21 protein-coding genes and 1 pseudogene are annotated in these 21,768 nt (G+C 53.9%); 8 read left to right on the top strand and 14 right to left on the bottom strand.

Going from position 1 to position 21,768, the window contains the following annotated elements:
- Nucleotides 1–110: 110 nt before the first annotated feature.
- The 5 genes from HED22_RS10090 to HED22_RS10070 all read right to left on the bottom strand — a co-directional run bounded on the left by HED22_RS10090 (nucleotide 111) and on the right by HED22_RS10070 (nucleotide 4,599).
- Nucleotides 111–254, bottom strand: coding sequence for a hypothetical protein (locus tag HED22_RS10090; RefSeq protein ID WP_167721751.1), 144 nt, complete (start codon nucleotides 252–254; stop codon nucleotides 111–113).
- A gap of 57 nt (nucleotides 255–311) precedes the next feature.
- Nucleotides 312–1,616 carry a hypothetical protein gene (locus HED22_RS10085; protein WP_167721749.1) on the bottom strand — a complete coding sequence of 435 codons (1,305 nt, stop codon included), beginning with the start codon at nucleotides 1,614–1,616 and terminating at the stop codon, nucleotides 312–314.
- Nucleotides 1,617–1,938: 322 nt separating this feature from the next.
- Nucleotides 1,939–2,781, bottom strand: a complete 843-nt coding sequence (locus HED22_RS10080; RefSeq protein ID WP_008891315.1) for a universal stress protein — start codon at nucleotides 2,779–2,781, stop codon at nucleotides 1,939–1,941.
- Nucleotides 2,782–2,937: 156 nt separating this feature from the next.
- Nucleotides 2,938–3,525, bottom strand: a complete 588-nt coding sequence (locus HED22_RS10075; RefSeq protein WP_167721747.1) for a hypothetical protein — start codon at nucleotides 3,523–3,525, stop codon at nucleotides 2,938–2,940.
- Between the two features lie 192 nt (nucleotides 3,526–3,717).
- Nucleotides 3,718–4,599, bottom strand: coding sequence for a LysR family transcriptional regulator (locus HED22_RS10070; protein WP_167721745.1), 882 nt, complete (start codon nucleotides 4,597–4,599; stop codon nucleotides 3,718–3,720).
- Nucleotides 4,600–4,719: 120 nt separating this feature from the next.
- Between HED22_RS10070 and HED22_RS10065 the strand changes: the two genes are divergently transcribed.
- On the top strand, nucleotides 4,720–5,091 hold the full coding sequence (locus HED22_RS10065; protein WP_167721743.1) for a VOC family protein: 372 nt from the start codon (nucleotides 4,720–4,722) through the stop codon (nucleotides 5,089–5,091).
- Nucleotides 5,000–5,818, top strand: a complete 819-nt coding sequence (locus tag HED22_RS10060; RefSeq protein WP_167721741.1) for a glutathione S-transferase family protein — start codon at nucleotides 5,000–5,002, stop codon at nucleotides 5,816–5,818. The genes HED22_RS10065 and HED22_RS10060 overlap by 92 nt, the downstream gene beginning before the upstream one ends.
- Before the next feature lie 102 nt (nucleotides 5,819–5,920).
- Here HED22_RS10060 and HED22_RS10055 read toward each other — a convergent pair whose 3' ends face one another.
- On the bottom strand, nucleotides 5,921–6,610 hold the full coding sequence (locus tag HED22_RS10055) for an orotate phosphoribosyltransferase (protein WP_167721739.1): 690 nt from the start codon (nucleotides 6,608–6,610) through the stop codon (nucleotides 5,921–5,923).
- Between the two features lie 273 nt (nucleotides 6,611–6,883).
- Here HED22_RS10055 and HED22_RS10050 point away from each other — a divergent pair, with 273 nt between their 5' ends.
- From HED22_RS10050 to HED22_RS10040, 3 genes are all read left to right on the top strand, one after another.
- Nucleotides 6,884–7,156: a helix-turn-helix domain-containing protein gene (locus HED22_RS10050; protein ID WP_167721737.1), complete on the top strand. Its 273-nt coding sequence runs from the start codon at nucleotides 6,884–6,886 to the stop codon at nucleotides 7,154–7,156.
- 131 nt (nucleotides 7,157–7,287) lie between these two features.
- Complete coding sequence (locus tag HED22_RS10045) at nucleotides 7,288–9,021, top strand: SulP family inorganic anion transporter (protein ID WP_167721735.1); 1,734 nt, start codon at nucleotides 7,288–7,290, stop codon at nucleotides 9,019–9,021.
- A gap of 164 nt (nucleotides 9,022–9,185) precedes the next feature.
- The gene (locus HED22_RS10040) at nucleotides 9,186–9,971 is read left to right on the top strand and encodes an enoyl-CoA hydratase-related protein (protein WP_167721732.1); all 786 of its coding nucleotides are present in this window, start codon (nucleotides 9,186–9,188) and stop codon (nucleotides 9,969–9,971) included.
- A 28-nt stretch (nucleotides 9,972–9,999) separates the two neighbouring features.
- Here HED22_RS10040 and HED22_RS19640 read toward each other — a convergent pair whose 3' ends face one another.
- Complete coding sequence (locus HED22_RS19640; RefSeq protein WP_254869926.1) at nucleotides 10,000–10,515, bottom strand: EamA family transporter; 516 nt, start codon at nucleotides 10,513–10,515, stop codon at nucleotides 10,000–10,002.
- Between the two features lie 6 nt (nucleotides 10,516–10,521).
- A pseudogene (locus tag HED22_RS19805) lies at nucleotides 10,522–10,962 on the bottom strand (EamA family transporter); the annotation flags it as partial.
- Nucleotides 10,963–11,032: 70 nt separating this feature from the next.
- Between HED22_RS19805 and HED22_RS10030 the strand changes: the two are divergent.
- On the top strand, nucleotides 11,033–11,941 hold the full coding sequence (locus HED22_RS10030; protein ID WP_167721728.1) for a LysR substrate-binding domain-containing protein: 909 nt from the start codon (nucleotides 11,033–11,035) through the stop codon (nucleotides 11,939–11,941).
- A 59-nt stretch (nucleotides 11,942–12,000) separates the two neighbouring features.
- On the opposite strand, the gene HED22_RS10025 is transcribed toward HED22_RS10030, so the two are convergent.
- The 6 genes from HED22_RS10025 to HED22_RS10000 form a co-directional block, all read right to left on the bottom strand.
- A complete protein-coding gene (locus HED22_RS10025; protein ID WP_167721726.1) occupies nucleotides 12,001–12,513 on the bottom strand; it encodes a DinB family protein in 513 nt (170 codons plus the stop codon).
- 169 nt (nucleotides 12,514–12,682) lie between these two features.
- Nucleotides 12,683–14,092 carry a TRAP transporter large permease gene (locus HED22_RS10020; RefSeq protein ID WP_167721724.1) on the bottom strand — a complete coding sequence of 470 codons (1,410 nt, stop codon included), beginning with the start codon at nucleotides 14,090–14,092 and terminating at the stop codon, nucleotides 12,683–12,685.
- Nucleotides 14,093–14,114: 22 nt separating this feature from the next.
- Nucleotides 14,115–14,684: a TRAP transporter small permease gene (locus HED22_RS10015; RefSeq protein WP_167721722.1), complete on the bottom strand. Its 570-nt coding sequence runs from the start codon at nucleotides 14,682–14,684 to the stop codon at nucleotides 14,115–14,117.
- Between the two features lie 47 nt (nucleotides 14,685–14,731).
- Nucleotides 14,732–15,724, bottom strand: coding sequence for a TRAP transporter substrate-binding protein (locus HED22_RS10010; RefSeq protein ID WP_175581195.1), 993 nt, complete (start codon nucleotides 15,722–15,724; stop codon nucleotides 14,732–14,734).
- 308 nt (nucleotides 15,725–16,032) lie between these two features.
- Nucleotides 16,033–17,409, bottom strand: coding sequence for a sigma-54 dependent transcriptional regulator (locus tag HED22_RS10005; protein ID WP_167721720.1), 1,377 nt, complete (start codon nucleotides 17,407–17,409; stop codon nucleotides 16,033–16,035).
- 47 nt (nucleotides 17,410–17,456) lie between these two features.
- Nucleotides 17,457–19,376, bottom strand: coding sequence for an ATP-binding protein (locus HED22_RS10000; RefSeq protein WP_368484494.1), 1,920 nt, complete (start codon nucleotides 19,374–19,376; stop codon nucleotides 17,457–17,459).
- 335 nt (nucleotides 19,377–19,711) lie between these two features.
- Here HED22_RS10000 and HED22_RS09995 point away from each other — a divergent pair, with 335 nt between their 5' ends.
- Both HED22_RS09995 and HED22_RS09990 read left to right on the top strand, forming a co-directional pair.
- Nucleotides 19,712–20,716 (top strand): mitochondrial fission ELM1 family protein, encoded by a 1,005-nt coding sequence (locus tag HED22_RS09995; RefSeq protein WP_167721716.1) that lies wholly within the window; start codon nucleotides 19,712–19,714, stop codon nucleotides 20,714–20,716.
- Between the two features lie 69 nt (nucleotides 20,717–20,785).
- On the top strand, nucleotides 20,786–21,721 hold the full coding sequence (locus HED22_RS09990; protein ID WP_167721714.1) for a DMT family transporter: 936 nt from the start codon (nucleotides 20,786–20,788) through the stop codon (nucleotides 21,719–21,721).
- Nucleotides 21,722–21,768: the final 47 nt, after the last annotated feature.

Here is a 21,768-nt window from a genome sequence, read left to right as displayed (position 1 = left end):
CACCCGATTTCTTACGCGGCGAGTGGGGGGCAGAGATAAGCCTGCTTCAAATACTCATGCAAAAGTTTCCCCGGTATCGGGATAAAGAGAAACCCGGTTCTCCAGATGTCTCAATTAAACACGATAGTGACAGTGTAACTGCCGTTGGTTGTTTTCTTGCACTTCACTTCCTTGACATCCGGGCGGTCCAGATAAACCAGAATGACATTCGTTACCTGTTCGCGGGGTAGGTCCGTAATAACTTCATCCGGCATAGTTTTTTCCTTGCTCTGAAGGGCTTTTGGTCAGACACGAACCATCAATTCCGTGGATCATTGAGTGATCCCGGGATTGGCTGCGAGAAACTCCTTGAGGATCAGGTCATATTCCGGGAACAGAAGGTCTGTCGGATCGACCGGGAACGGAAGTGCCTCTGTGAATTCAAGCGCCTTTGCCCTGTTGCCCGGCTTACTTAGCCATTTGAGGTAGTCGTCTGCTTCGGTCGTATTACTGATTTTGCGACCTTCGGCGAAGTTCTGGCTGCTGACATTTCCGTTGATCACCGAGAAGCTTGGAATAGGGGTGCTGAGCGATCCGTCGCTCTCGACCTTGACGTCAAATCCGACAAAACCAATGGTCAGTGGAACAGCAAATTCCTGCTTGAGCGATACGGTTCGTGCGGTGACTTGCGTGAAGGTGGCTGATCCACCAACACCAGTTGAATTGACATTTAACGGTTCGCTAAGGGAGTCGAGAACGGCTTTATAGCTGTCGAGCTTTCCGTTGAGCTGATCTGTGGTGAAAGTTTCGAGTGTTTCTGGCTTCAACAGCTTGCTGATGCCGACATCAAGTCCTGCGGCGGTAGATCCGTTATTCATGATTGTGACATCTAGTTTGCGTGTTTGATAAACACGCGTCACTACCCTGAAATAGAGTTCACTTGGCTGCCCATCTTCTGTTTGGCTTGCGCTTACCATCATCCGGAGCGTTTCCTTGATGGCGGGATCGGTTGCATGCCAGCCAATCAGGCGGCGGTAGATTTCAGCACTCGAGACACCATAGGTGAAAGCATCATCTATGGTGACGGTTGCCGAAGCACTATCAGCGTTCAGGAAACCCATGCCGACTGGAATACCCTGGATCGGTAGTGCGAGCTTAAGTCCGCCTTGGCGTTCAATATCGAAGCTGTAGCTTGGGAACGCTGCGCGTGGTGCCAAGACAACATCGCCACTTTCTGTCGGCTTCTCGTGAGGAACGTTGGCATAGACACCTTTCCAGAAGCCATCCTGATAAAAATCGCTGTAGTTCAGGTTGCTAAGACGTTCAACATGCTGATCAATCGGAAGAAATCCGTCCTCCTCGTAGGCGGCAGCCTGTTCACTGATCGGGACTGGAACAAGGAAAATGTCGCCCGGTTGTACATCTTCGGTAAGGGGGTAGACGGGGATGATCTGACTTGCCCGGATGGTCATCGACCAATCTCGTGCAACTTTGGACAATTCATCAGACGGCGTAGCGCAGCCCGCCAGTGAGGCAGAGATAAAAGCTGCAGCTATAAACTTGTGTACTCGATTTTTGCGCTTCTTGTGCGATGGGATATCTAAGTTATCGCCAGTTGGCCCGTTGAAGTTGTTCATTGTCCCCTCCTGAAGGAAAAAGGGGATGCGCCGTGCAGGCCCCCATCCTGCTTAAGTGCGATGGGAATAGTATTTTCTAATGTATCGTTTTGGTCAATTGAATTATCAACCTATGGTTATGTTGCGTTGTCGGAAGACAACGCTTTTCGTTTGGGTGGAGTGGTTTTGACAGTTTTCGGCCCGCCATGGATCCGAATTGGGCGATTGTATTTGCGTCGCTTCTTTGTCGACTTGATGCGGGTTTTGCGGGAAGTCCATTCGCCGCCAACAAAAAACCGGCCGGAAATTCCGGCCGGTTTTCTAGAGCGTGAAATTCGGGTTCTTAGTGCGACATCAGGACCGGGACGGTCATGTGGCGCAGAAGGTGCTGGGTCACACCGCCAAGCATCAGTTCGCGCAGGCGCGGACGGCCATAGGCGCCGCAGACGATCAGATCGATGCTTTCGTCAGCCGCACGTGACAGAAGCAGGTCGCCCACGCTTATGCCAGATGCATTCAGGGTTTCCTTTTTCGCATTCACGCCGTGGCACTTCAGGCGCTCACCGATATCAATACCGGGAACCGGCATGGTGTCACGTGCACCCTTGTTCGGGTCGGCGCACAGAACCAGTGCGGATTTTGCAGCTTCGAGGAACGGCATGCTGTCATTCATCGCACGGACCGCTTCGCGATAAGGTTTCCAGGCCACCATCACCCGTTCGCCAATGCTGTCGAATTTGCCGACATACGGCACGATCAGAACCGGCGCGCCAGAGGTCAGAATGGCCTTGTCAGGCATTTCCGAGACAGAGCACGGATCGGAACTTTCGGGATTGTGCTGACCGAGAACCGTCAGATCATGATGGCGGGCATACATGGCCGTGGTATCAGCAATTTCAGATGCCGGGCAGGAGGTTTCCTGCCAGCTGAAAGCAACACCCGCTTCCTTGCAGGTTGCTTCGAAATCCGTGCGGGCGGTCTTGGCGGTTTCGGCCATCGCAGCGCGCTGCTGGTTGATGATTTCCTCGGTGATCTGGACTTCCATGAAGCGTGGAATTTCAGGATAGGGCAGCAGGAAAAGACCGGTAAGGTGCGCGTCCTGCGCCTTGGCAACTTTCAACGCAACAGAAAGGCGTTCCTTGCAGGCAGCTGAGGTGTCGATATGGACAAGAATATCCCGATACATAATCCGATCTCCATTCGGTAGGGGGCGTGGCGCAAACCCGAAATCTGTCAAACTGCTTCGGGGCTTAACGTCAGGGGCACCATACCCTCGGCGCGGGATGGTTTCTTTGCTCTATCTCAAATTAAATTATTCCAAGTTGTATTTTCGCGCTAACTGTCATCCATCCGCGCCCGGTTGGGTCATCGGAATGGTTTTCTCCATGGTAGGTGCATCTCCGCCTGACGGTTCCTGCATGGTCGGCGCGGTTGCCGGTGTCATCGGCGCAGTTTCATCCATGGCGGGCATTGCCGGATCATCGGTCGGAATGTCTGATGGCATCTGCATCGCATCATTCGACATCATCGACAGGGTTTTGTGCAGTTGTTGTGACAGGCTGCTCCAATTTGTTTGAAGCGTTGCACAGGCGGCCGCATCGCCAGCCTGAACGCAGCGCTGCGCCATTCGATCAAGGATGCCAAGTGCGATCCGGGCTTCGTCGATCTGCTTTTGGCGAATGTCATCAAGCACCCTGCGATTGGGGTCTTCCATCATGACCAGATTGTCATTTTCCGGCGCAGGGTTTGCCATCTTCGCCGAGCTTGCCGGACGCGCATTCTGCGACGGTGCACCCCAAGGCGTTACGATGGTATCGGAACTGTTGGAAACCGTGACCGGTTTCTCGACCGGGGCCATGCAGCCAGACAGGGCAAGGCTCATTCCCATTCCCAGTGTAAGTGCGGGCAGACATTTGGCAGTCTTGCGCATCAACATGCGTAGCTCCTCCGACCGGTGGCGGGCGCGCCGTGGCCACATCAGTTTGTTGTCCCGAAATAACTCATAGTCGCTGCTATGGCTTTGCTTTTGTTCGTGAACATATTGAACTTCGTTACGGAACCTGTCCAGTCCAGGTAGATCATTGCAGGTGAAGCGGACCCAGGCAGGAGACACATCGTTCCTTCATGTTGCAGAGGTCTCGGGCAGCAGCAGCCGGGGCTCGTGCTTGAGGGATTTACTGATCCACCGCATTGTTTCGCGAATGCGCGATATATTTCGCAAATCAGGATGGGTCAAAACCCAGAGTTTATTTGCCGTTATCTCCGGCAAGGGGGCAAGAAGTTGCAAGCCGGGAATGGCGATATCTGATGGCAAACAGGCCAATCCGCATCCTGCGCGTGCCAGATAGGCCATAGCGATCAGGTCATCTGTTGTTTGCTTATGGTGTTTTCTGCTTTTTGCATCGAGCCATTTGTAGGGTGAATAGCTGGCCAGTGTGCCTGACGCACCGATAAAGGGTTCGCCAAGCAAATCATCGAGCTTTGTGGGTACGTATTTATCGGCAGCACCATAAATACCCCATTCAAGTGTTCGGATTTCCTTGCCAACAAGATGTTCGGGCGGGTTCGCTGCAACCCGGACGGCAACATCCGCATATCGCTGTGTCATGTTGAACTCCTGATTGCTGGCAAGAAGCTCTATCTGGATGTCGGGCCAACGTTCCTGAAAGCGTGCGATATGGTCTGGTAAAAGGAAGTACGAGAAACTGGTCGGCGCCGTGATGCGTACCAGCCCCGAAGGCACCCCGTCTGAGCCGGAAATTGTGGTGTTGATGATATCGAAGCTGTTCATGATCTGACGGGCAGGGACAAGCATTTCTGTCCCGGCATCTGTCAGGCTGTACTGGCCGCGTATCCGGTCAAACAGCCGTACCCCCGCCTGTTCTTCAAGCGCGTGGATGTGGCGGAATACTGTGGTTGAACTGACCCGAATGTTCTGAGCTGCCTGTTCAAGCGACCCTGTTTCGGCGATGGCAAGAAACGACTTGATGTAGTTCCAGTCCAATCAATCCTCCAATTTCAAATTTGCAATTTTATACTACAAAATTGCCTATTCATTGCAAAATTGAAATTTCCTACGGTGAACTAACAAAGGTACTCAATATCCCAGTACAGGAAAGAAAACATGATTGGTTATACGTCGCTTGGTACCAACGATCTGGTACGTTCGGCTGCGTTCTATGACGCATTTCTTGCCGAGTTTAATGCACAGCGTGTCTTTGAAGGGCCGGACTTTATCGTTTGGAGCGCTGGTGAAAATTCTCCGGCATTTTCGATCCATATTCCGTTTGACGGTAATAAGGCCACAATCGGCAATGGTACCATGATCGCACTTGCGGCAAGCTCACGCGATAAAGTTGATAAGCTTTATAAGAAGGCAATATCCCTTGGTGCCGCAAATGAGGGTGAACCAGGACAGCGCCACGAAAATGGCTTCTACGCGGCTTATTTCCGTGATCCGGATGGCAACAAACTCAATGTCCATTTCATGGGTTGAAGAAATGACGTCGTATCATTTGATCGGACATCGACTTTGCCCCTATGTCCAGCGGGTTGCGATGGTGCTGGCGCAGAGCCGGGTCGCGCATAAACGCACTGACATTGCCCTTGATGCCAAACCGGACTGGTTTCTTGAGCTCAGCCCGACGGGGAGTGTCCCCGTTCTGGTTATTGACGATGAGCGAATGCTTTTTGAGGCCGCCGCCATCTGCCAGTACCTTGATGCGATGTGTTGGAAAAGCCTGTATCCCGCGGATACCTATTATCGTGCGTTGGAGCAGGGCGTGATTGCCATCGCGGACAAGATTTTGGCACTCACTGCAGATCTGATTTATCGCGATTTGTCCGAGCAAGCTATGGATGCAACCATCCACGCAATCCACATGCAAATGTCGATTGTGTCCGATCTGATAACGCCATCGATCATTTTCGAAGATAAAGATCTGTCTATGCTCGATATCGTTTTTGCCACTGTCTTCCGGCCTTTTGCCCTGATTTCGATCGGGTTGAACAGGGATCTTTTTGCCGGTTTTCCGGGGTTGCGAGGCTGGGCAAGTGGTCTTGCAGCGCACCATACTGTCAGGAATGCAGTGCCCGCGACATATCATCGGGAAATGCACGAATTCATCGCGTCCAAAGAAGGGTATCTGGCAAAGCGTATAAGAATGATCCCCCCAAATGAAATCACGCTAGCCAACGACACGCCTGCAATGAAATTGGTGTAATCAGCCAATCAACAGGATTGTTTAAGGGACTGAGCAACACAAACGCCCGCCGAATTCTTCGCGCGGGCGTTTGTTTGTATTTCCGACGATCGGAGCTTCAGGTCAGTCGTGCTTGCCGCCGTTGGACTTCGACCAGCCGATCGGGTCGTTCAGGAAGGAACGCACACCTTCGATGGCATCCTTGCTGAAATACTGGCCTTCCTCGGCAACGGCGAGGACATCGGCCCACGTCGCAAGGTAATGCATTTCGATGTCGTCCTTGCGCAGTTCGTCAAGCGCACCTTCGAAGATGTCATAGAAGAAGACGACAAAGGCGTGTTTGCACTCTGCACCGGCTTCGCGAATGGCATTGACGAAGTTGACTTTGGAAGCGCCGTCGGTGGCAAGGTCTTCGACCAGAAGCACGCGCTGACCTTCATGGATGTCACCTTCAATCCGGGCCTTGCGGCCAAAGCCCTTGGGCTTTTTGCGGACATACTGCATCGGCAGGTCAAGGGCATCGGCAAGCCACGCGGAATAGGGAATACCAGCCGTTTCGCCGCCGGCAACCGCGTCAAAGGCCTCATAGCCAGCCGCATCGGATACCTGACGGGCAGCGAGTTCAATGACCTTGCGACGCGCACGCGGGAAGGAAATCAGTTTGCGGCAATCAATATAAACCGGGCTGGCCCAGCCTGATGTCAGGATATAGGCCTCTTCCGGGCGAAAATTCACAGCCCCGATATCAAGCAGAATCTTGGCAACTGTTTTGGCAGCGTAAGTGCAATGCGCGGTCGGTTTTTCAGTGGTCATGGCAGCTGTACCTTCTCCGGATCGAATATTTGCGCACCTCTTAGCGCTTTTGGCTCAAAAGCGCAAAGAAAAGCCGCTGACCATTTGGTCAGGGTCTTTGACGATTTCAGTTTCCGTCACAAGTGGGGGCAGCTGGGATTCTGTTGCCATCTTGTTGATGTCATTAGTGCCAATTTTGATATTTCAGATATCAAAATTGAAGTTTTTAGATTGCTTTGTTATACACAGGACTTGATGCATGGTTCATAATCTGCCTGTTGAAAGGGTGAGTTGATGATTACAGCTGCACAGATGCGGGCCGCGCGTGCCCTTTTGGGAATTGACCAGAAGACGCTGTCAGAAATGTCAGATGTTTCGGTTCCGACCATTCAGCGCATGGAAGCTAGCCAGGGGAATGTACGAGGAGTCGTAGATACCCTTTCAAAAGTAGTTGAGGCGCTTGACCGCGCTGGTATCGAACTCATCGGCGAACAGGTTCAGAGTATGGGAACCGGTCGGGGTGTTCGGCTGAAGGAAACTGAAACCCGAAAATCAAGCGACGGTTAGTGTGTGCTCACAGAATGCCGATCCATGCAGGTTGCCGGATATAGTGACGGCTTATTCGGAAGAGCCTCTGTTGCACCGGCCATGCCGGGAAACCTGATGTGTGTAATCACCCAACAAGGGTGCCGAGCGAAATGAAGACTGAAAACCCAGAGAAAAGTCGGTATCCCAAACCGGACTTTATTGAACTGTTTACACCGAAACTGATCACTGTTCTGCGAGAAGGTTACGGTCTTGCCCAACTGCGCGCCGATGCGATTGCCGGGCTGACAGTTGCAATCGTGGCCTTGCCGTTGTCGATGGCGATTGCAATTGCGTCCGGTGCGACACCGGCGCAAGGCATTTACACTGCGATTATTGGCGGAATACTGGTCTCGCTTTTGGGGGGGAGCAGGTTTCAGATTGGTGGTCCAGCAGGCGCCTTTATTGTTCTGGTCGCAGCGACCGTTCAGGCGCACGGCATGGATGGCCTGTTGCTGGCAACGATCATGGCAGGTGTTTTTCTGCTCTTGATCGGTTTCTTCCGGCTTGGCACGTATATCAAGTTTATTCCCTATCCGGTGACGGTTGGCTTTACGGCTGGCATTGCATTCATCATTTTTGCAAGTCAGATCAAGGATCTGCTGGGGCTGAATCTTTCTGGCCCGGAACCGGGACCGTTTCTGGAAAAACTGCCGGTTATCTGGGCTGCATTGCCGGGTGTGGATCTTCCGACCGTCATGCTGTCCGGTTCCACTATTCTTGTGATTTTCGGGCTCAAATATGTCCGTCCACATTGGCCGGGAATGCTGATTGCAGTTGTTTGCGCAGCATTGGTCACGGCCGTGTTCGATCTTCCTGTCTCAACAATCGGCAGCGTTTATGGCGGTATTCCAGGCAGTTTGCCGATGCCATCCTTGCCGGATGTAGATTTCGCGAAAGCACAGGCTGTTTTGCCGAATGCCATTGCCTTTGCACTTTTGGGGGCAATTGAATCGCTGTTGTCGGCCGTGGTGGCAGATGGCATGACCGGACGCAGGCACCGGTCAAATTGCGAGCTTGTAGCTCAGGGCGTTGCAAACGTTGCATCGGGCCTGTTTGGTGGAATTTGTGTTACCGGCACAATCGCACGTACGGCAACCAATGTTCGTTCGAAGGCACACGGACCGACCGCAGGAATTCTTCACGGCATCTTCCTGTTACTGTTCATTCTGATTGCGGCTCCTTTGGCTGCGTTTATTCCCCTTGCTTGTCTTGCCGGCGTTTTGGCCACCGTTGCCTGGAACATGATCGAGAAGCACGCCATCATTACCTTGCTGAGATCTTCTCGTGGGGATGCGGCGGTACTTTTAACAACGCTGCTGTTAACCGTATTTCGTGATCTTCTTGAGGCCATCGTTGTCGGTTTTGCCTTGGGATCGGTTTTGTTCATCCGTCGTATGTCGCGCATGGCAGATATCGAAAGTGCGACACCGTTTGTTGCCGAAGACCGGGCAGATAATCAGGTTGTGTTGATGTCCGAGGACAACGTTTCGGGCGCTGACCCCGATATTGTTGTCTTTAGAATTTCCGGCGTATTTTTCTTTGGTGCGACAGCGGCCTTCGGATCGGTGTTGGATCGCATCGGCGATACGCGCCGTGCGCTGGTTGTTGATTTCTCGTCGGTACCTTTTCTTGATTCTACGGCGGCCAATACGCTGGCAAGCTTGGTTCACAAAGTTCGCAGCCGTGGCGGCCTGATTGTCTTTAGTGGCACGAAACACGATATTCGCCGGGATCTGTTTGTCCACGGCATGAAGCCGCCTGTAATTCACTACGAGGCCGATGTTACACATGCTGTCAAATGGCTGGACGAGAAACTTGCCAAGGCAGGGCACCCACGGCAATAGGGGCTATAAGACAACCGACCTTTGCAAGCGGTAAACATGCAGACATTGTTGTTGGAAACGTTTGTCTTTAGTTGGCAAAGCAGGATTTTGGGTTTATTCGGTATAGTTATACCGATTTAAGCCGTATCCAGCCAGCAAGCCCCACAAGCCTCAGAGGAAATGCCATGACCGACCAGACCGGATTGAATGTCACCATCGAGGATCGTGTTGCCACCATCGCGATCTGTCAGCCGGAACGCAAGAATGCCCTGACCAAACCGATGTGGGGGGAGCTTGCCAAGATCGTTCAGGAATTGTCCGATGATCTTGATCTGCGGTGCGTGATCATCCGTGGTGGTGAAGGGGCCGGGTTCGGGGCCGGGGCCGACATCCATGAGTTCGTTCGTGAACGGTCCGGGTTCGAGAAGGCACGTGACTACGGCATGCTGCATGCCGAGGCACTTCAAACCATACAGAATTGTACCCATCCGGTGATCGCCGCAATTGACGGGCCGTGTATGGGCGCATCATTCGTGCTGGCCGCGTCTTGCGATATGCGCATTGCTGCGGATAACGCAAAGTTCGCCGTGCCGCCGATGAAATTGGGCGCGACGCTGGGTTATCCGGAACTGGAAATCATGCTGGATCTGCTGGGTGAGGCCGCATTATTTGAAATCCTGCTTGAAGGTCAGGTCTTTGATGTTGCGCGCGCCCGTGAGATTGGCTTTATCGCGCGCCATGTCGCGCTTGAGACGTTTGACGAAGAAGTTGCCAAGACCGGCAAGCGCATTGCCGGTGGTGCACCGCTGACCCAGCGTGCACATAAAAGCATGTTGAACCGCCTGCGTCAGGGCGGGGCAGTTGATGCGCATGCGTTTGATGAAGGCTACCGCGCCTTTGAAAGTGCCGATTTCAAGGAAGGCTACACCGCGTTCCTTGAAAAGCGCAAACCGGTCTTTACCGGAAAGTAAGCACCCATCTGCCGGGTTATAACGGGACCTATGATGTCTTGAGGCGGATATTGCGGCGTGGGAGCGCGGACATGACTGCCGCCCCTGCGAGCAATGTGATTCCTGCCAGACTCATCGGATTGGGGATGTCACCGAACAGCATGATGCTCCAAATGACGGCGAAAACAAGATAGGCATTGTCAAACAAGCCAACTGTGACCGAGGTAGACGTCTTGTAGGCATGTGCAACGGAAACGGCGATATAGGTCATGAAGACGGCAAGCAGGCAAATAATCCCGAAGTCTGTCAGGGAAAGCGTGCGCCAGCCGTCCATAAGGAACGATGGTGTTGTGCTGGTTATTTCTGGACTGATGCCTGCAATAACCACTAACGCGATACCGCTGCCAGCGGTCAGGCAAAGATTTAGATTGATCGCCATGCCCAAAGACGTCTCGTTGCGGCAATGAGCCCGTGTCAGAACCGCCGACATCGCATAGCAGGCGGCCGCGCCAAAAGGCAGCAGCAGGGCGGGCGATACGTTTTCGGGATTGGGTTGGACAGCCATCACAACCCCGATCAAACCAGCCCCCAAGGCAACCTGGTCGGGAAGATCAATTGGTGTTCCAAGGATCAGGCGGGCAAATACCGCCATAAAAAGCGGAGCGGTATATAAAGCAGCGGCGGCAAGCGCGAATGACATGTCCGGAAGGCCGCAATAATAAAGAAACCACATCGCACACAGAAGCAAGCTGCGCACGATCACCCAACGTGTGGGGCGCAAGCGTGATCTGGCGCCCGGTGTTCTGAACCACCAGATCACGAACAAAAAGATGCAAGCCAGTGCGGAGCGCAGAAAAATCAGTTGGGCAAGGCTGAAGCGGTCGTTATGCAGTTTGACAAGGGCGTCGGACAGCGAAAGAAGACACACTGCAGACGTGATTAAGATAACCCCAAGGAATGTACTGTTCCGGGGCAGGGGGATTTCAGTGAATTTGCCAGTGTTCGAGTTCATAGGGTTGTGTCTATCTTTATTTGCGGGCAATCTGAAACGACTTCTGATCTATTTTTCATGAGTTTTGGTTATGGAAAAATGGCAGCGCAACTTGCCGCCCCTGACATCCCTGTTGCCGTTTGAGGCTGCTGCACGGCATGAGAGCTTTACGCTGGCCGCGGAGGAGCTTGGGCTTACACAGGCAGCGATTAGCAAACAGATCCGAGTTCTGGAAAAGGATCTTGGGGCTGTATTGTTTGAACGGCGCAACCGGGCCGTCTTTTTGACAGAGGAGGGGCGTCGTTTCGGGCGAATTGTTGGTCTGGCGTTGGGCGACATTTCACAAGAAGCCGCGTTTTTGCGCAAAACCGGGACATCTGGCGAGATCGTCTTGTTTTGTCAGCTGTGCGAGGCGTTTTATTGGCTGATGCCGCGCCTGTCGGATTTTCATCATCAACATCCCGAAATCGAACTTCGGGTCAAAAGTTCGGTCACGCCGATTGTGGATGCCGATCAACCGTTTGATGTCGCCCTGCAAACAACAGGGCGCAGGCACGGTTCCTATCCACTGGCCTTTACGGCGTCCGATGCTGTTTTTCCGGTATGCAGCCCGACTTATCTTGGGTCAGATCAGACGCCCTTGAAGCTTGAAAACCTGCCGGATCATGTTTTGCTATCGCATCGGGTCGTGCCGCAGGATTGGCTTGATTGGGATGGTTGGCTTGATGAGGTCGGGGCGACGGATATTGGGCATGTGAAAACGAAGGACTTTGATAGCTATCCACTGGTTTTGCAGGCTGCCGTATCAGGGCAGGGGATCGCACTGGGTTGGCAGAGAACCGTCGAACAGATGCTGGATCAGGGCGTGCTGATACGCCCCTGTACCGAGCAGGTGTTTCATCCTGCCGGGATATCGGTTTTCAGAGGATTGCGCGGTCAGGTTTCTGACCCGGCCACCGAGGCGCTCGTTGCCTGGTTGCGGGCGGAATTGGGGGCCTGATCAGGGCAGCGGGACATCAGAACGGCCCTGATCAAGGCTTGGTTTTGACGTTCGCTGTTTCAATAAAGTGGCAGGTCAGGCGTGTAGGGCACGTCGGTGTTGCCATAATCAAGTCCCATCTTGTGCAGCTCGCTTGTGATCTGTGCACGATGATGGGTTTGATGGTTGAACAGCTGAACGAGAAATAGCTGGCGTGGCAATTTGCGTGTAACACCATCCGGGAAGGGCAGTTCGCGGATTTCATCCTGCCAGCTGTGATCCGTGCCTTCGACAAATTCGCTGATTTCAGCATCAACTTCCGTCCGCATGGCTTTGAGCGTTTCAAAGTCATCGGCGACGGTCGAGGTTGCGTCGAAAGGCCCCGCTTCACCAGTGCGCAAAATGGTCAGAATGCGCAGATCGACATAAAGGATATGGTTGAGCGTATTGTGGATGGATCCGAAAAACATGCCGCGATCCTGACGCCGTTCGACATCGCCGATCTGTTCGCACAAATCAAACAACACGCCATTCTGCCAGCTGTTATAGGTCGCCATGCAGCGGCCATAGTCGTTGAAGTTCATCTTGGACATATCGATACCACTCCTTTTCAGGGACGCAGTTGGTCTGCGTTTTTCTTGGTTGTTGTGGACATGCTTAATACTACCGCATGTGACCTGCTATGGCACTGAAATACATCAAGGGCGGCATCCGTTTGAATGCCGCCCTTGGTCTTGGTGCTTGTATTTTGCTGGCTGCCCATTAGTGGGTCATGATGCGTTCCGGCCCCATCAGGGTGGTCGGAAGCCAGGTCGATATCGCCGGGACATAAGTGATGATAATCAGGAAGCCCAGCAGGATCAGAAGCCACGGGAAGGCTGCCTTGACGACCTTGAGCAACGGCATGCCCGTAATCCCGGATGTCACGAACAGGTTCAAGCCAACCGGCGGCGTGATCATGCCGATTTCCATATTGACCACCATGATGATGCCCAGATGGATCGGATCAATGCCAAGCTGCATGGCAATCGGAAACAGGATCGGCGCCATGATCAGAAGGATCGCGCTTGGCTCCATGAAGTTCCCGGCAATCAGCAGAACGATGTTCACAACAATCAGGAAGCCCCATGCCGGAAGTCCCCAGCCGATGATGGTTTCGGCAATGGTGTGCGGGATACGTTCGGATGTCAGAACATGGGCAAACAGCATCGCATTGGCGATGATGAACATCAGCATGATCGTGACTTTACCGGCATCCAGAAGGACGTGACGAACTTCCTTGTCAAACGGCAGCAGGGCAAGTGCCTTGCCCATTTTCGGCACATTGTGGGCGATCAGGCTGCCAATTGATGTGTTGCCGCTTTCCGGTACCCAGGATTGCTCCTTGATCGGGCCCATGTCGCGGTAAAACAGCACGGCGACAAACATGGCATAGAACGCGGCCACAGCCGCGGCCTCGGTCGGGGTGAACACGCCGCCATAAATACCGCCCATGATCAGGATCACCAGCAACAAACCACCCGATGCGGAAAACAGTGCGCTTCCCCATTCGCCAAGGGTCGGGCGTGGCTGGCTTGGCAGTTTCTTCACGCGCGCCACGATATAGATCGCGGTCATCAGAATCAGTCCCACCATGATCCCCGGAATGACACCACCAAGGAACATACGGCCCACCGATACTTCGGTTGCGGCGGCATAAACCACCATCACAATCGATGGCGGGATCAGGATGCCAAGGGTGCCGGCGTTACAGATGACGCCGGCGGCAAAGCTTTGCGGGTAGCCAGCGCGCACCATGCCGGCAATCACGATGGAGCCAATGGCAACAACCGTGGCCGGGCTTGATCCGGAAACAGCCGCAAACAGCATGCAGGCCAGAACCGATGCCATGGCAAGGCCGCCCGGGAACCAGCCGACCGTATCAATGGCAAAACGGATCAGGCGGCGGGCCACCCCACCGGTCGACAGAAAGGCCGATGCCAGAATAAAGTAGGGAATGGCAAGTAGGGTGTAGTGTTCCATGCCGCCAAAAAGTTTCTCGGCCAGCGTGGCAAGGCTGTCATCGCCAAACATCAAGATGGTTGAGAGCGACGCAACGCCCAGCGAAATGGCAATCGGTGCGCCCATCGCCATCAGGCCAAACAGCAGGATAAACAGGAATGCAATCGTCATTTAAATGTTTCCCCCGTTCGGCTTACGATTTCGGCGTCGAAGCAGTGGCGGACTTGTCGTCATCTGCGATGCTTGCGCCAAGTTGGTCAATGGCTTCGCGTGCTTCGTCTGCCAGATTAAAGCCGACCTGTTTGCCGGTGATGATACGCCAGCCAACCTGTGCCAAGCGGAAAGCCAGCAAGGCTGCGCCGACCGGCATGATCAGATAGACGAACCACAGCATGACCGGGCTGTCTTCGGCTTCCATTTCAAGCATGTGGTTGAAGCTGACAAGCTCCCAGCCGCCAATGATCAGCCAGCTTGAATACAGGATGCCTGCTGCGACCACGATCAGGCCGATCACGCGCTGGACGCTGTTGGGGAACAGGCGGACAAGGGCATCGACACCGATATGGGAGCCGACCTTGACCCCATAGGACATGCCAAACAGGATCAGCCAGGCAAACAGGAATTCGGTGATTTCCAGCGCCCAGGTCAGGCCGGAATTAAACACATAACGCATCACGACGTTTACAAAGGTAAGCGACGTCATGGCGGCGAGCAGGAGGGCAATAATGCCCTCCTCCAGCCGGTTAACGACCGTTGAGATCATCGTAAACGGTCCTTTTCCGATAATGTTGGATTTCAAACAGTGCGTGATCAGTTACACGCAGCAGCCGCGTCGATGATGTCCTGACCGATATCGTCTGCGAACTCATTCCAGACCGGTTTGACGGCGTCACGCCAAGCGGCAAACTCGGCATCGGTCAGTTGCAGAACTTCGGTTTCACCGGAATCGATAACTGCCTGACGCTGTTCTGCGGTCAGATCGGCCGACAGGTTGTTGGCATATTCGGATGCTTCGGTCATCGCCTGTGCCAGACCTTCGCGGATTTCCGGATCCAGACCTTCCCACCATTTGGTCGAGGTTACGACCATATAATCGAGCAGGCCATGGTTGGACTCGCTGATGTAATCCTGAACTTCGAAGAACTTCTTGGAATAGATATTCGACCAGGTGTTTTCCTGACCATCAACAACGCCGGTCTGAAGGGCCGAATAGGTTTCCGAGAACGCCATTTTCTGCGGGACGGCATCGACAGCTTCGAACTGTGCAGCGATCACGTCAGATGACTGAATACGGAATTTCAGGCCTTCGGCATCGGTCGGCATGCGCAGCGGCTTGTTGGCGGAAAGCTGTTTCAGGCCATTGTGCCAGTAACCGACACCGGTCAGGCCCTTGGATGACATGGAACCCAGAAGTTCCTGACCTTTTTCACCGTTCTGGAAGCAGGAAACGGCGTCCATATCCTTGAACAGGAACGGAAGATCATAGACCTGAAGTTTTTTGGTCCATTTGCCGAATTTTGCCAGCGACGGTGCGCCGAACTGCACGTCACCGCGCAGGATGGCGGCCAGAACCTTGCTGTCATCAAACAGCTGCGAGTTCGGATAGACTTCGATTTTGACCTTGTCGCCAAGAATCTCTTCTGCGCGTTTCTTGAAGAATTCCGCACCCTGACCCTTCGGGGTGTTCGGCGCAACGACGTGCGCGAACTTGATCACTTCCTGTGCGGAAGCGGCAAAGTTGGTACCCAGAAGTGCTGCGGCAGCAACGCCAGCAGCAAGAATGCTTTTGCTGATAGGACGCATTATTACGTCTCCCTTGATGAATTAAATCTGTTTTCCCGTTAGCGCGCCTTTTTGGCGTCATTCTAAAACGCCGTTTGGCGCTGTGCCGTCATCAGCAAGCAGCGGGCCAGTTCAAGGGAGGTGATAATTATGGAGTTATATCAATGCGATAAGTTCAATTTCGCGTTGCTGCAGCGCAGCAAATTTGTCGTATTATGTTTGTGATTTCACGCATGTTTTTCCCAATAATGTGTGGTTATTCACACATTATATTTCGCACATGTTTGTGTCATAGGGGGCGGGCAAAACCAGATATAAAAAAAGCCCGTCTATTTGACGGGCTCTGAAGTATTTCCGCTGCGCGGGCGTCTGAATTCGGCGGGCACGATGCTGTATTTGGTCAGCTTGTCATAGAATGTCTTGCGTGGCACGCCGAGTGCAGAAACGGTGGCGGTGACATTGCCACCGTGTTCACGCAGGGCTTCGGTGATCAGGCTTCGCTCAAACGCTTCGACCTGCTGGGGCAGGGGAACGCCATAATTTTCTTTGTCGTCCTCAGCCGTTGCCAACGGGTCAAGGCCCAGTACGCGGCGTTCGGCAGCATTGCGTAATTCGCGGACATTGCCCGGCCAGTCATAGGCACTGAACCTTGCCAGTTCCGCGGGTGTTAGCGGGGCTACCGTTCGATCAAACCGTTTGGCAGCGTCACGCGTGAAATATTCAAGCAACAGGGCAATGTCATCCTTGCGGTCGCGCAATGGCGGGATATGCAGTTGCACGACATTCAGGCGGTAATAAAGGTCTTCTCGGAATTCACCCTGGGAGGATGCAGCGCGCAGGTCGACCTTGGTGGCGGCAACAACGCGCAGGTCAATTGGAAGAACCCGGTTCGATCCAAGGCGCTCAAGCGCGCGTTCCTGCAAGACACGCAGCAGCTTGATCTGCAGGGCAAGCGGCATGCTTTCAATTTCATCAAGGAACAGCGTGCCTTTGTCGGCGAATTCGAACTTGCCGATGCGTTTGTGATCAGCACCGGTGAAGGCGCCAGCCTCGTGACCGAACAGCTCGGATTCAATCAGGTGTTCGGGCATGCCGCCGCAATTAACCGCAACAAAAGGCCCGGGCCGGCCCGACATTTCATGCAGGTTGCGCGCGATGACTTCCTTGCCTGATCCGGTTTCACCGTTGATCAGGACATGTGCATTGGTGCTGGCGACATTGCCAATCAGGGTCCGGAGTTTTTCCATTGCCGGGTTGCGGCCGATGAAGTCCGATGCGTTTTTGGTATGGCGGGCCAGTTCGATCTTGAGCGTGCGATTTTCAAGGACAAGCTTGCGGTGGTTCATCGCGCGCCGGGTGATATCGATGAACAAATCCGGCGCATAGGGTTTTTCGATAAAATCAAACGCGCCATCATGCATGGCCTGAACGGCGGTTGCGACATCGCCATGGCCAGTCACCAGAATGACCGGCATTTCCGCATCGATCTTTTTGACTTGAGACAGAAGTTCCAGGCCATCCATTTTGGGCATGCGAATGTCGGAAATCACCACACCCGGCCAACCATTTTTCAAGCGGTCAATCGCAGAAGATGCGTCGGCAACGACTTCGACGGGGATGTCGGCAAGCTCCAGCGTTTGCTGTGCGGCTTCACGCACATCTTCGTCGTCATCAACAAACAGAACGCATTCGGCACTTGTCGGCACTGGTTTATCCTCTGACCCGGAACGTGGATCAGAGGCGCATAAATGCGTCAGCTCTGATCGTAATGTTCTTCAAGGTGTGTCGTCGTTTGAGCCGATGTTTTAGCAGTCGGAAACTCAGGCGTCGAGATACTGTTTTCCCCGGTGCTGTCACCAGGCCCGTCATAGCGCAGTTCGACAATAAAGGATGCGCCGCCTTGCGGGCGGTTTTCCGCACGGATTGTGCCGCCAAAGCTTCGGATGATGCCATAGCAGATCGAAAGCCCAAGTCCCAGCCCATCGCCAAATGGTTTGGTCGTAAAGAAGGGATCAAAAAGCTTCGGCAGGTTTTCTGGCAGAATGCCATGGCCGTTATCGTTGACCTTGATGATCATGCGGTCGTCGCCACCGGTAATCGAGATGTCGATTTCCGGGTTGTCCATGTTATGGCAGGCATCGGCAGCGTTATTGACCAGATTGGTAAAGACCTGGGTCAGTTGATTGGCCTCGGCAATCACCGGTTTGATATCGCCGTGCTGATGCAGGGTGATGTTCTCAACACCGGCTCGCCCGGTTTCAAGGGCAAGGTCAATTGCGATTTTCATCTGGGCCGGGACATCGACCGGATGGTTATCCTGTTCCGGACGACGTGAAAAGGTCTTGAGGTTGCTTGTGATCCGCCCCATGCGATCAGTCAGTTCGGAGATACGCTGCAGGTTGCGGTTGGCGGTTTCAGCATTGCCGCGCGCAATGAATTTCAGCGCATTTTCTGCATAGTTCCGAATGGCCGTCAGGGGCTGGTTGATTTCATGGGCGATGCCAGCCGACATCTGACCAAGGGCGGCAAGCTTGCTGGTTTGAACCAGTTCAGCTTGTGCAGTTCGCAGGGCGTCTTCGGTCCGCGACCGTTCGGTGATTTCTTCTGCAAGACGCTGGTTGGTGTTCATAAGGTCGGTGGTGCGCAGCCTGACCTGACGTTCGAGTTCGCGTTGTGACCAGTCGCGCATTTCCAGTTGCTCAAGCATCGAACGCCGGCGCTGCAGGATGATGAAAATCAGGCCTGTCAGGATGATATGTGCGGCCCCGCCCATAACGCCGGCACTGATGACAGAACGATCCAGAACTGACTTGTTTGTCAGAAGATACATCCGCCATCCCTGCTTGGGCAGGGTGCTGGCCGTCGCCAGATAGGTGGTCTTGGCGGGCTCGTCGGGGCGGGTCTTCAGGGTGCCGGTCGTTTGTGGAATGGCGGCACTATCATTTGCATCTTGGGCGACTGGTCCAAGGCTGAGTGTTGTAGGATTGTCATCGATGGGCCACGCACCATCAAGCAGTGGCATCGGTTCAAGCGGGTAGTTGCCATATTTGCGCGATGCGATCAGGCGCGGGCGATCCTTGCTGTCGAGGCCTGCAAGATCACGGAACCGCCAATCCAGATTGGATGAAATGATCACGATCCCGTTCTGGTCGGTGACCAGAACACTCTCGCTGCCGCGCGTCCAGCGTTGCACAAGCGCTTCAAGGTGGGTTTTGACAACCACGGCGCCAGCAAAAGTCGTCCCGTCCGGGCGCACGGGGTGGGAGATGTAATAGCCCGGCACGTTCGAGGTGATCCCAAAGGCAAAGTAATGCCCGGTCAGGCCTCTTTTGGCTTGTTGGAAATAGGGACGGAAGGAAAAGTTGCGTCCGATAAAGGAGGCATCGCTGTTCCAGTTGCTCGCAGCCAGGGTCGCACCATTGCGATCCATGAAATAGATGTCTGAAGCGCCGCTGTCGGCTGCAAGCTTTTGCAGATAGATATTCACTGCCTTGGCATTGCTCGGGTCGGCATATAGTGCCAGATCTATAATGCGTTTGTCGGATGCCAGCGTAATCGGAAGGTATTCATGTTCCTTGATCGCGCCCTGAAGGTTGGAGCGATAAAGCTCAAGCTTGTTGCGTCCGTCCTCGGTGATGTCGATCAGTTTTGCTTGATGCCAGAACGTGGTCACGAGCCACACAGTTACCGGGAGCAATACCAGCAAGGCACACAGGACGATCCGTGATGTTCTTTTGACTGAAACTGAGCTGCTGAGCATTCTGTCCACGTTGGCCTTGGGCTTTTGATGGCCCATTCTTTGGAATAGGTTTTGATATCTTACAGGTGGGGCGCCGGGATTAGATTACAAAAAGATTTCAAAGCCCAGCGCAATTTTTCTTCAAGCTCCTGGCGCTTGATAATCGTCTGATCAGGCTGTACCTATCAGAAAAGCAATCGCGGGATTTTCGCTTCACACTTTCAGCGCCCGAAACAAACCCGAACCAACCTGTCAGGAAAGTTCCCTGCATGAGCGAAGAAGAGACACATCTGATCTGGGTGCTGGCTGATGACCGTACCGGCAATGTCAATCAGTGCTTGGGGGTGGCCGAGGCGCTTGCAAAACCTTTCAAGCGTATCGATATCGGGTTTACGAAATCTGTTCGTCTTCCGAACTTTATCCGCAGGTCCAGCCTGATTGGCATTGATGATGCTTCGCGCAGGCGGCTGGTTGCGCCGTGGCCAGATCTTGTCATTTGTTGCGGTCGGCGCTCTGCGCCGGTGGCGCGCTGGATCAAAAAACAAAGTCGCGGACATACACGCATTTGTATCATCATGCGCCCGGATGGTGGCGAAAGTGCCTTTGATCTGATTGCCGTCCCTGCCCATGATCGATCCATCATTCGTGAAAACATCGTTGAAATTCCGGGCGCACCGCATCGTGTGACCGAAAGCAGGCTTTTGATTGAGGCCGACAAATGGCGCCCGCAATTCAAAGGCCTTCCTGAACCGCGGTTTGCGCTGATCATTGGTGGCAGCACCAAGAGAACGACCTTTACCAAAGACATGGCAGAGACACTGATCGACAAGGCGGTTGGGGCTGCAAGTGCAGTCAATGGATCCTTGCTTGTCACCACCAGCCGTCGGACGGGTTTGGAAAACGAGGCCTTGATTGCAGAGCGTCTTGCGACCTCGGGCGTGCCTTATCATCTGCATGACTGGACATCGCAGGCCGAGAACCCCTATTTCGGTTATCTTGCCCTTGCCGATGTAAAGATCGTGACCAGTGATTCGGTTTCCATGTGCTGCGAAGCAGCTGCGGCCCCGGGGGGCGTATATATCTTTGATCCGGATGGTCTGGCCAACAAGCGCCACAAACGACTGCATCAAAGCCTTTATGAAGGCGGCTATGCCCGACCGCTTTTGCCCGATACCGAACTGGTACCATTCAAGCACCCGTCCTTGCAGCCCGCGCGCATGGTTGCGCAACGCTGTCTTGAATTGCTTGGTGCGCCTTCCCATCCGGATGTTTGATAAAGCCTTGTTTTATCTGGGGCTGTGAGGTCTATTCGTTGGGCGCCACCACTTTGGAAATTCGCCCCCATGTCGTCATCCGGTTCCCGTCCTGCGAACGCACCGCAATTATTTCCACGCCATATTGCCGTTGCGTTTTTGGCGACTGTTGCCTGTTTCTTTGCCGGCAACCATGTCGCCGCCCGTCTGGCTTTTGAAAATGGTACCGGGCTTCTTTTGGCGATATTGTGCCGGTCTGGGGTGGCGCTTTCGATCCTGATTGCGATTGTCTTTATCAAACGCCATTCGATCCGGCTGCCACGTCGACTGGGGCGTTGGCAGTTGGTTTTGGGATTGATGATCACCATCCAAAGCCTGTGTCTTTATTCTGCAGTGGCCCGTGTGCCGGTTGCGCTGGCGTTGCTGACGGCAAATACATTTCCGATCATTCTGGCCTTGCTGACATGGGCGCTTGGCGGCCCGCGCCCGACGCTACGTGCCACAGGTCTGATGCTGTTTATTCTGTTCGGTTTGGTGCTGGCGCTTGATCTTCCCGCCATTTTGACGGGCGGGGCAGAAGTCACGTCAAGCTGGTGGTTGGGCATCGGGTTTGCCTTGATGGCGGCAACCGTTCTTTCGGTGGCCTTCTGGGTGACCGATCACAAGCTTGCCGGGATAAGTGGGCCGGTGCGCTCCATGTTCACCATGTTGGTTGTTTTCATTTGCATGATCATAGCCGGGATCGGTGATGTGTTGCCCGGCGGCATGGGGCTGCCACAAGCTGCACCGGGATGGATGGGACTTGTGGCGTTGATGTTGCTGTATGGCGGGGCATTCGCGGTTCTGTTCATTAATGTACCGCGCCTTGATATGGCCCGTAATGCGCCGGTGATGAATATGGAGCCGATTGCGACTTTGTTGTTTGGCTGGGTCATTCTGGGACAGATAATCAGCCCAATCCAGATGTTGGGTGGTCTGGTTGTGGTCAGCGGCATTGCTATCCTGTCGCTGCGCAAAGGGGCCTGAACCCTATTAAAAAAAGGGAGCCATCAGGCTCCCTTTGTTGTCGCGGT

The organism is Thalassospira sp. HF15 (assembly GCF_011806525.1).
GTDB lineage: Bacteria > Pseudomonadota > Alphaproteobacteria > Rhodospirillales > Thalassospiraceae > Thalassospira.
The sequence above is the reverse complement of the archived record's forward strand: the minus strand, read 5'-3'. Positions and strand labels throughout refer to the sequence as shown.